We start from the raw sequence: 10,212 nt of genomic DNA, 5'->3' as shown, positions 1-10,212 counted from the left end.
GGGTGACCTTGGCCCCGGCGCTGAAGTCCGGGCGGTTGCTCTCGCCACTTCCGAGGCTGGCGTCCTTGCGCAGGCTGTCCAGCCGGGCTTCGGTGTAGGGCTGGCCGGAGGCATCGCCCTTGAACCGCCCCGGGTAGTCGTAGTGTTCGTAGTCGCTGCGCTGGCTGTCCAGGTCCGCCGCATGGGCCTGGTGCATCAGGGCGTAGGCGGGGTTCCTGAAGGTGTAGTCCTTCAGGGCCACGCCGGCGACGGAGACGGTCTCGGTGTAGCTGAACTGGTAGACGCAGGGGGTCTTGTGGGAACCGCCGGACGTGGCGTTGTAGCCTACCTCGGGCAGTTGTGGCGCATCCCGGTGATGGTCGGCGATCACGATCGGCTGACCGGCGGTGGTCGGGTCGAACCGGTAGTGCCAGCCTTCCTCGGCGGCAATCCGGGACAGGAATGCGAGATCCGTCTCCCGGTGCTGGACGCAGTATTCCCGTTCCTGGGGCGGGCGCTTGAGATCAAAGGTCTTGTCCACCAGCCCGCGCTCGTCCAGCAGGGTGCCGAGAATCACATCCGGGGTCTGTTGCTGGAAGATGCGGCTGTTGTGCATCAGGTCCAGGCGCCACAGGGCGGGTCGCACCTCCACTTCGTAACGGGTGCGACGGTGGCCGCTGTCGCCCCGGCTGAAGGCGGTGACGATCCCCTGGACGTTGCGCAGGGCCTGGCCGTCCTGCCAGACCACCAGCTCCACGCCGTTGTCCAGCACATCGCTGGCGGCAATATCCGCAAAGGCGCTGGCCAGCTTGAGGGTCAGCTTAAACGGTTGGGATAGTGCCTCTTTCAACTCGAAGGCGGCAACGACAAAGGTATCTTCGGGCAACGACCCAAGGCGGGCCGTGAACTGCAGGCCGGTAGGTAGGGACATGATCTCTTCCTTGAAAAACACGACGCCCATCCTGGGCGAAACGACTATGGCGTTCCGCCGACCATATAATAGGGTCAGCCGGAAAGTCCAGACCCACCACCCAACCTAAAAGGGGCTGGTCAGGAGCAGCTCTTTTGTCATGGCCGGTTACTCGCATTACAGTCCACCGCTTGGGCACCACGCATAAACACGCGAGTGCGCTATACTGCCCTTCTTTCAGGCACCTGACAGGGAAAGCAGTACATGCGTGCGAAGCGATTTGTGGCCAGTTCATTTGCACGGACGTTAGAGACCGTTGTAGCCATGGTCACCGGACTGATTATGATGCCACTCATGATCAGGATTCTGGGGGAGGACCTATATGGCATCTGGATTGTTATCGGCAGCATCATTAGCTCGTTATACCTCTTTGACATCGGTTTGGCCGCCAGTGTAACCCGATTTGTTTCGTACGCTCTTTCTCAGAACGATCGCGAGCGTGCCACAAAGATAGTCTCTACGGCCTTTACTATATACTCTTCACTATCAGTGCTCATTGTGCTGACGAGTATCGGCATAGCATTAGCCTCTTCGTTGATTGTCAACAACCCTAATAATGAGCAGCTGGTGCAAATATTGATCCTGATCGTTGGACTCAATGTGGCAGTCGAGTTCCCGTTTAAGAGCTACGAGGGTATAGCCGGCTATCATTTGCGTCAGGACTTGCTCTCCTATTCCCGCATATTCTTTAAGATAACTAGTACATTGGTGGCAGCATACCTGCTCTTTTCAGGCTATCAGTTGATTGCCGTTGCACTAGTTCAGTTCACATCATCATTTCTGACCAACTTTGTTTTTAGGTATATCGCAAAGTATCTAGAGCCCGAAATCGGCGTAAACCTAAGAAGTGTTGACAAAACTACCGTAAAAGAAATATTCGGTTTTAGTGCCTGGACATTTTTAATGGACCTTTCACGATTGCTGAAAGAAAGGGGTGACGTCTGGCTGGTTGCCGCATTAACCTCTCCAGCCATTTTGACTATTTATTATGTCGGTGTTCGACTAGTAGATTATGGCAATCAGTTGCTCCATAAAGCATTTGGATTCACTTTGCCAATTTACACTGAAGCCGTAGCAAGAGAGGACGACGAGGGATTGAAACAGAAAGTTATTATGTTTCTACGTTTGAATACCATCGTCGCCGGACTAATGCTTTCGGGAGCTATTTTATTCGGCCACGATGTCATTCGCGTCTGGATGGGCCCCAAATTCAACACGGACGACGCATACATCGTCCTGGTTATCCTGCTGACGGGCCGTTTGACAGTCTTCGTAACCAATCCCTTTGGTAATGTTCTATTTGCCATGGCGAAGAACCGTTATCAGGCAATGGTCGCTATATCCGAAACCGTCTCGTCACTGATACTTATTCCGCTATTCATGACCTTTATCGGGAATCCTCTTCTAGCCGCCTCCCTGGCCATAGCGCTGCCCTTTGGCATCACTCGAACAGTCCTATTGCCGAGCTACGTGGCTCGACACAGCCACCTTCCCATGTCCCTACTATATGGCACCGTCATGAGACCCATCTTGCCAATCGCTGGTCTCGCCTTCGGTTGGTATTTTGTAGCAGGTAATATCGACTGGAGGACGAGCGTGGCTAAGGTATTTATAGAAATTGGTGTTTTTTGCCTGCTTTACACTACAACGCTCTGGACACTTGTCCTGAATGCTCGTGAAAAACAACTACTTTGGGAGGGCCTCCGACGAGTAGAACGAAGCGGAACCTGAGAAACGGATCCAGATTTCCTTGAGTCAACCCAGCTGTTGTGAGCGTCGCTTTTGCATGAGACTAACCAATGATCTGAGCAATAACCCGTAAAACTGCCGGGACGCCAAAGGGGCGCCTCCCGCCAAAAGCGCACGCCATATAAAATGGAGTGCGTCCCTACGGCACCCGAGGTAGAGTGACGTAGCTGCAAAATGCATTGCACATCGAGCGATCACTTGGTTCAACTCAATACGGGAGTCGCAGATGTTCGGCCCGTGGCGTTCAATCACCATTAGTTGGCAGTCTCCCACCATACGAACGCGGTTACGCTTGGTCGTGCTGACTGGATGCTTGCGATAATACTGATAGACCTTCGCAACGTGAATGAAGGAATATTTACTTGCCAGCCTGATCCACACTTCCCAATCGTGCCCGGTCCTAAAAACCGGATCCCAGTTATCACTTTTAATGAATTCAGTGGGCGCACAGAGTGTATTAAGCAGAACTTTTTCCACATCAGGCATGGATAGTAGATGTTTCAGGTATGATCGTCTCGCGGTCACAGGAAAAGGCATTGTTTCGTCGCCCCAAACCCACTCACCATCGACATCGCTAAAACGCTTAACACCTCCGATGACCACCGACTTCGGATTTTCTTTAAGAATTTCAAGCTGTTCTATCAACTTCCCTTCAGCCCATATATCGTCTGCATCCAGCGTACAGATATAGCGGCCTCGAGCTCTATCGAAAGCCGCATTGCGAGCCACGCATGATCCTCTATTTGGCTGATCGATGACCACAATTCTGTGATCGGATTCCTCTAAACTTCTAGCCACACTCAAGGTGTCGTCGGTAGAGCCATCATTCACAATAATCACTTCGATATCAGCGATGCGTTGTCGCTGAACGCTGGAGACGGCATCTCGCAAATAAGGCCCAGCATTAAACGCTGCAATGCAAACGCTGACCAAAGGCCGATCCACATCCATGACAAGCCCCCAAATTTCCAAACACAATCACGTGCGTGCCAACAATCGATATACACACCTAGGTAACAACGACTTCAGAACCCCTTTAAACGCCGCTAAGTTGGGTTTGGTCCAAAATGATGCTCCAAATGCCCAAAAAGCCGGAAGCGACTTCTCTCGCTCATGAAATAAAATATAGCCGATTTTCAGCAAATTTTTTGCCAGCCATTGGCGCGCAACTTTTTTTGTTTTAGACGAATTAGTCTTGCGAATTACCTTCTTAGCGACAAGTACTCTCTCGTAAAATTGCTCTAACTCACGTTGCTTTGAGATACTTCCAACGGAGTCCCGATACTTATAGAAAACGCGACTTCGATAAAGAATAGGACCGACGAATGCCAGGCGAATCCACATGTCCCGATCATCAAGGTTTCGCAAAGTTTCATCGAATGAGCCTACCTCTACAAGACACGCTCTTCGGGCAATTACACTCGATGTACCAACAAAATTAGCCTGTAAAAGGACATTAACAGCCGTATCGCCAGGTATTTTCCACGCATCTTCCTCAACTGGCTCGCTAAGCACTGCCTGGAGCGTGGTATAGCGATCGATATTTGCTCCAATCCGAGTATTAAGTGCACCGTCCGTCACATCAAAGTTGCTACAAATCATCGAGACGTCCTGGTGCTTGTCCAGAAGAGCAAGCGCTGGCGGAATTTCCCCCGCAATAATTACATCATCTGCGTCGAGAAACATCACGTATTCGCCAGATGACTCTCTAACCCCACGATTTCTCGGAGAAGCTGGTCCACCCGAATTCTTTTGACGGATCAACCGAATATTCGACTCCTGAATATAGGGGGCCAATACCGCAGAGATATTATCGGTCGAGCCGTCATCAATAATTAATACCTCACACCTAGCACCAACGACCGGCATTACAGAATCAATTGTTTCTACGATCGTATGAGCAGAATTGTAGATCGGAATAATAATGGAAAGCTTCACCGCTATTTCCTGGCTGTTAATCTATAAAAACTTATAGATCTGCAATGAAAAAAATTTTGATCAACAATGCGTCGCGGGCCTTTATACCTCCCAAGTTTCACACCATATTGAAAAAACCAACAATGCCCAAGTGCGCATATCCTTCTGAAATTTATATCGAGCAACCGCCGTGCTATCGAGAAATTTTGAATATCTTCGCTCCGGCGAAAAATAATAATTTAATGTATCAATCATCTGTGGCGCTGAAAGCCACGCTGCTACAGGAGAGCCGAATCCCTGCTTTGGCCTATTTCTTACCTTTCTAGGTAATTGGTTGCCATAAGCTTCCCGCAAGAGAATCTTATCCGATTTCCGATCAACCTTGAAATTTCCAGAAAGAGACATGACGTACTCAACTAAAGCAGGATCGAGAAACGGTGATCGCAACTCCAGTCCATTTGCCATAGAAGACCTGTCCGTTTTTGTAAGAATGTCACCGGCCATATAATCGGACATATCTTCTTTAAGGACATCATTGAGACTGCTAAGCCTAGCGCCGCCTAAAACATCAGGACTCCTTAACCCAAGCATATTCAATTCGGCGTCGGAGAACATAAAGTACAGCTCCGCCATTGCTTGCCTAACCGATTTTCCGGAGAACTTTTGCTTATATGCAATCGCTTTATCGGAAAAACCACCTATTTTTGTAAACTTTCCAAGCACCTTATTTATCAGCATACCCGCTACCAGCGCAGACGACTTGCTATCTTGAATTTCAGATTGAAAATAAAATGGGCGATATTTCCAAGAATATCCACCAAAAAGCTCATCGGCGCCATCACCGGTAAGTACCACTTTACAGTACTTTCTTGCCTCTTCGCATATCTGGAAAGTTGGGATGTTTGAAGAGTCAGCAAATGGCTCATCATATATATACGCCATTTTTTCTAACGCTTCAGTAACGCTAAGTTCGCCCTCAAACATTTCAATGTGTTTCGTGCCAAACTTCGCAGCTACTGATTTTGCATAATCTCCCTCATCATACTCACCCTTGAAACGATAGGAGAGCGTCATCAACTCTTTACATTCACTAGATGCTGCAGAAACTATTGAACTTGAATCCAAACCGCCACTTAGAAATGCACCAACAGGGACATCCGCAACTAGCTGGTCACGTACAGCTCGTCGTAACCGCATTTGGACCTCTTCCACGGCCTCGCTGATACTGACTCTATTATCCCTCTCTGAAAACTCCCAATAACGTACTTCCTGAACACCACTCTCATCGACCAGCAAATAATGGCCCGGCTTCAGCACTTTTATATTTTTATAAACGGAGGAATGAGGATGGATGTAAAGTTTCTTAAGAAAATGAGATACCGCTGATTCATCAACTATTCCGTCGACCAAGCCGGTTGCGAGTATCGCTTTAATCTCAGAGCTAAATATAAATTCGCCGTTAGCCCCCCACGCATAGTAAAACGGCTTCTCTCCAAATCTATCTCTTGCACAAAACAATCTTTTACGCTTGGCATCCCATATCGAAAATGAAAACATGCCAGGCAGTCGCTCAAGCATTTTGACGTCTTGATTTTCATATAAAGCCAACAATAGCTCTGTATCAGAGTGAGTTCTAAATTCGTAGTTTTGCTCTTTTTTTATCCGCTCGAATCCGTAAATCTCGCCATTAAAAGTAACAGCACATGAATTATCCTTGGAAGTCATAGGCTGCTTGCCGCCTTCAAGGTCAACAATACTCAGCCTAGTATGACCAAGACAAAGGCCTTCTGTTTCATACTCACCCGCTCCGTCGGGTCCGCGATGAGACAAAGTCTCATTCATTTTTCTCAAGTGTCGCCTATAATTTCGGTTGCTGCGATGCCATATCCCTGAGATACCACACATTATTTCTAACCCTAAACCGATGTCTTTTTCATGAAGTTTTTAGCTCTATCTCTCACTATCTTTAAAGCATTCACTAGATTGATACCTGCAATGGTCATAGCTAAGATCTTAAATGCTTCGTAGTTTGGAAAATATTTTATTGAGGTAAGTGAGTTTTTAATACTAAGTTTTTTCGCCCCATCATATAAAAATTCGCGCGCCATCAAAGCATAATTTTTTGATATCCAACGCTTTATATCCAAACTGAACTCGTTATTGATAGGATCACGTAACTGTTTTTTTAATACCCGTATCTTTGATGGTCCAAGGCGAACGGCCCCTGCTTTTGAAATACTCTGATGACCAACTCTGTAACCATGAAGCGGACGATCGATAAAAGCTATTGAGTAGCGACGAGATATACGAAGCCAGAGGTCGTAATCGTCCCCGTTTAATAATTCATCGTCAAAGGTACCGCATTCATCTAATACTGATTTTCTAATCATCACACCTGACGTGCCAATGAAATTTGCTTTCGCTAATTGCTGCAATCCCTGAGGGCACCGAATAACACAATGATTTTTTTGAATGTTACTTTTAATTTTTTTTATGAAATCATATTTTGAAAGGAAATATTCTTCTACTACAACAGAATCTTCATCAATGACGTGGAAGTCTGAAAATACCAGCCCGAGATCTGGCTGGCTCGACAGCACATTAACGGCTATATCCAACTTACCAGCGTACATTAAGTCGTCGGAATCAAATATTGAAATAAATTCGCCTTCGGCAAGATTTATTCCCACATTACGTGGTGTCGCTGGACCGCCGCTATTTTTTTGCAAACAATGGTACCTGACTTGCGAACCTAACCATTTTTCTACCACGCCTTGAGTTTCGTCACTGGAGCAATCATCGATAATCAAAAGCTCGTCCTCAGCAGAAATATTGTCAAGGACAGAAGCAATTGTTTCATCAATTTTTGAAGCCGCATTATAGGCCGGGATAATAACTGAGACCCTTTTCAACCGCTCCTCCACTTGCTAATTTTACAATCAAGCATTTAGTCTTCTAATAATCTATCAATATAAAGATCAATTTCATCGATATTTTGACATAGATATCTAGCTATAAGATTTAAAATACTGACTTTCCCTTACTATTACTTCCTGATTCTGATTTTTTTATCAACTCAAGGCCTCAACGATGATATTCTTTCAACCTGCTCGCTAATGGATAATTTGATGAATGGCCTGCTTTCTTTTTTCGGTCACTAACGGCGTCTTCAGAAGACTCAATTTTCTTAGTAACCATGTTTAGCAAGGCCACCGACAGGCCGCCGAAAAAATACCATTCATAACTTTTAAGCCCATAACTAGCCAGGCTGAATAGCAAATTCATCAATAGCCAGACCTGCATTGCTTCACATGCACGAAAAAGAAAATCATCTTTTCTTAAATTCTGTCGAATTAACTTTCCAGCTTTTCGAAAATTCCTAATCATTTCTCGCAAATAAAGTATAAATAGCACAAGCCCTATTAGACCTATTTCCTGCCATATCTCTGCCCAAAGTATGTGTGAAATTTGGTCCTTACCAGCAACATTCCAGTTAGCTTCTCTAGAGGTACCCAGACCGTGACCTATAATCGGGCGATGCATGGCTACGCCGAAGTCATTCCACCATGCGTCGATTCGCCCGTCCGCTGAAGCCGACTGGCGGGCGTCTTCACTCACAATAGAAAGATAGCGATCTTTTTCAACATCCGTCATGTTCAGAAATATTACTAACAGCCCGGCCAGCCCAATCACGATGAGCGAAAACTTATGCTTACTCTTAATCCATATACCCAAAGCAATTATTCCGAGTGCGAGGATTCCCGATCTTGACAGCGTTAATAGCATTGCGTAAAGAAGAACAGGAACCAATAATAGGTAGATAAAAAATGCCTTTTTACTGATTGAAGCAACAACATAATGCAAAAAGGGAGTAATCGTAGCGATAACGAACGCTAGACCATTGGGGTTAATAATATCGGATGGGGCACCTGACAATCTGGCTGCAAAATCGCCTTGCCCCAAGTATGTCCTCGACCCCCAATAGCCTGTTGTTATATGTAAAACTAGAGGCTCAATAACTCTGAATAAATTGCATACTATAAAGACAAAAATCAGCTTTTTTAGTCGACCCTCATTTGTTATTAAATTAACTGTAAAAAAATAAAATATAGCACCTTTTATGAAGAGAACCATACCATTATTAATAACCGATCCAGGCCACTCCACGATGGGCAAAGTTATTACCGAATATATAAAAATAGCGAGAATGTATCGAGAGGCCGAATCTAATCTAGAGCCTTTTGTCGTTTTAGAACTAAAAATAAAAAAGGTAATCAGGCCAACCAAAATGAAATCAAATCTAATAATGCCAAGAAAGCTAATTCTTGAAGGCAAGTGTAAAAAAAAGCTTATGAGATATAGCAAGTACAGCCTATATGCGAGAACAGTATCTTTATCCTTAATAAGATTATTATTTATAACCGCGGACTCATTCATCAGACAACGCTCTCATATAATGCTGCTATTTGAGAAATTGTTTTATTTATATCGAATCGCTTAGCGGCATAAGGTGCGTAATTTACGAACGAAGCATTTCCTTCTTCGATGGCTCGCACGATTGCGTTTGCCAAGTCGTGAGGACTCCCCACTTCGACTACATAGGCTGGTGTATCGTGGAGTACTTCTCTCAATCCGAGACAGTTCGTGCCCACGAAAGGTACCCCTGCACTCAAGGCTTCCATTGGCTGAAGCGGGCAAGCCTCCCAATAAGAAGGCATCGCTATAACATTGCATCCTTTCATCATGCCTGACACATCAGGAGTAAAGGGAATAAAAGAAAAAAAAGACGATAGCCCACGGCGCTCAATGTCAGCTTTTTCTTCCCTAATAAAAGCTCCTGAACCGAAGCAAGCCACCTGAAAATTCGGCAACAGCTTTTCATTTCTTATTCTTTCAGCTGCAGAAATGAGATCCCTAAAGCCCTTCTGCCCCATAAATCGCCCAAAAAAGCCGATAATAGGAGTCGAAGGATCGACCCCTATTAGAGCGTGTACGTCATGCGCTTGAGCATTAAAAAAATGATTAGTATCGATACCATTAGGAATCACAACACTTCGATTTCGTGGGAACTCTGGAAAAAAATCCAGCAAATTTTTTTCAGCATCATTAGAGACGGAGTGGACAAGCCTGGACATCTTAAGGCTTAGATATAAAACCCTTTTTTTGATCCAACCGTTGAAAGTTAAGAACTGATTCTCATTAATTACGTCATGCGACGTGCAAAGAAGAGGTACACGAAAAATCAAGCTGGGAAGCACTGCTACGGTAGCAGATGTGAAGCCATGTGCATGAATTACGTCAAACTCCTTTGCTTTCAAACAGCTAACAACTTCTGAAAGAAGAGACCTCTCCTCTTTGCCATCAGCCGCGACGGCCCTAGAGTCCTTCAAGCGATGAGCAAGCTCGCTTCTTAAAGCTTTCATCCCATCGGTGTCTACTCCGATGACGGTAAATTCGAAACGCTCATTTGGCAGTGAATTCAATACGTAGCGAAGGAAAGTTCTAATTCCTCCAACCGGCCAGCGAACTACGAGCAACACCCTAATAGGGAACCCCAGATGGCTTCCATCTCTATTCATCACCAAGAACTTCCCTTT

8 protein-coding genes are annotated in these 10,212 nt (G+C 45.7%); 1 reads left to right on the top strand and 7 read right to left on the bottom strand.

The window, feature by feature from the left end:
* The coding region (gene tssI / locus EZI54_RS17105) for a type VI secretion system tip protein TssI/VgrG (protein WP_131483097.1) at positions 1-910 on the bottom strand (910 nt) is incomplete at its 3' end.
* Positions 911-1,153: 243 nt separating this feature from the next.
* On the opposite strand from tssI, the gene EZI54_RS17100 reads away from it, so the two are divergent.
* On the top strand, positions 1,154-2,680 hold the full coding sequence (locus EZI54_RS17100; protein ID WP_131483096.1) for a lipopolysaccharide biosynthesis protein: 1,527 nt from the start codon (positions 1,154-1,156) through the stop codon (positions 2,678-2,680).
* A 24-nt stretch (positions 2,681-2,704) separates the two neighbouring features.
* Here EZI54_RS17100 and EZI54_RS17095 read toward each other — a convergent pair whose 3' ends face one another.
* The 6 genes from EZI54_RS17095 to EZI54_RS17070 form a co-directional block, all read right to left on the bottom strand.
* Positions 2,705-3,649 (bottom strand): glycosyltransferase family 2 protein, encoded by a 945-nt coding sequence (locus EZI54_RS17095; RefSeq protein ID WP_131483095.1) that lies wholly within the window; start codon positions 3,647-3,649, stop codon positions 2,705-2,707.
* A gap of 27 nt (positions 3,650-3,676) precedes the next feature.
* Positions 3,677-4,636 (bottom strand): glycosyltransferase family 2 protein, encoded by a 960-nt coding sequence (locus tag EZI54_RS17090; protein ID WP_165495779.1) that lies wholly within the window; start codon positions 4,634-4,636, stop codon positions 3,677-3,679.
* Between the two features lie 81 nt (positions 4,637-4,717).
* Complete coding sequence (gene asnB / locus EZI54_RS17085; protein ID WP_131483093.1) at positions 4,718-6,520, bottom strand: asparagine synthase (glutamine-hydrolyzing); 1,803 nt, start codon at positions 6,518-6,520, stop codon at positions 4,718-4,720.
* A gap of 11 nt (positions 6,521-6,531) precedes the next feature.
* The gene (locus tag EZI54_RS17080; protein ID WP_165495778.1) at positions 6,532-7,527 is read right to left on the bottom strand and encodes a glycosyltransferase family 2 protein; all 996 of its coding nucleotides are present in this window, start codon (positions 7,525-7,527) and stop codon (positions 6,532-6,534) included.
* A gap of 172 nt (positions 7,528-7,699) precedes the next feature.
* Positions 7,700-9,052, bottom strand: a complete 1,353-nt coding sequence (locus tag EZI54_RS17075) for an O-antigen ligase family protein (protein ID WP_131483091.1) — start codon at positions 9,050-9,052, stop codon at positions 7,700-7,702.
* Complete coding sequence (locus EZI54_RS17070) at positions 9,052-10,194, bottom strand: glycosyltransferase family 4 protein (RefSeq protein ID WP_131483090.1); 1,143 nt, start codon at positions 10,192-10,194, stop codon at positions 9,052-9,054. Before EZI54_RS17070 ends, EZI54_RS17075 begins: the two co-directional genes overlap by 1 nt.
* Between the last annotated feature and the right edge of the window lie 18 nt (positions 10,195-10,212).

The organism is Marinobacter halodurans, from assembly GCF_004327985.1.
Classification (GTDB): Bacteria; Pseudomonadota; Gammaproteobacteria; order Pseudomonadales; family Oleiphilaceae; genus Marinobacter_A; species Marinobacter_A halodurans.
Note: the sequence above shows the minus strand (reverse complement) of the source record. Positions and strands in the feature narration are given on the sequence as shown.

Coding starts and splice junctions, on each gene's coding strand:
- EZI54_RS17095 (WP_131483095.1), bottom strand. CDS start 3,649: ATGGATGTGGATCGGCCTTTGGTCAGCGTTTGCATTGCAGCGTTTAAT.
- EZI54_RS17070 (WP_131483090.1), bottom strand. CDS start 10,194: ATGAATAGAGATGGAAGCCATCTGGGGTTCCCTATTAGGGTGTTGCTC.
- EZI54_RS17075 (WP_131483091.1), bottom strand. CDS start 9,052: ATGAATGAGTCCGCGGTTATAAATAATAATCTTATTAAGGATAAAGAT.
- asnB (WP_131483093.1), bottom strand. CDS start 6,520: ATGTGTGGTATCTCAGGGATATGGCATCGCAGCAACCGAAATTATAGG.
- EZI54_RS17100 (WP_131483096.1), top strand. CDS start 1,154: ATGCGTGCGAAGCGATTTGTGGCCAGTTCATTTGCACGGACGTTAGAG.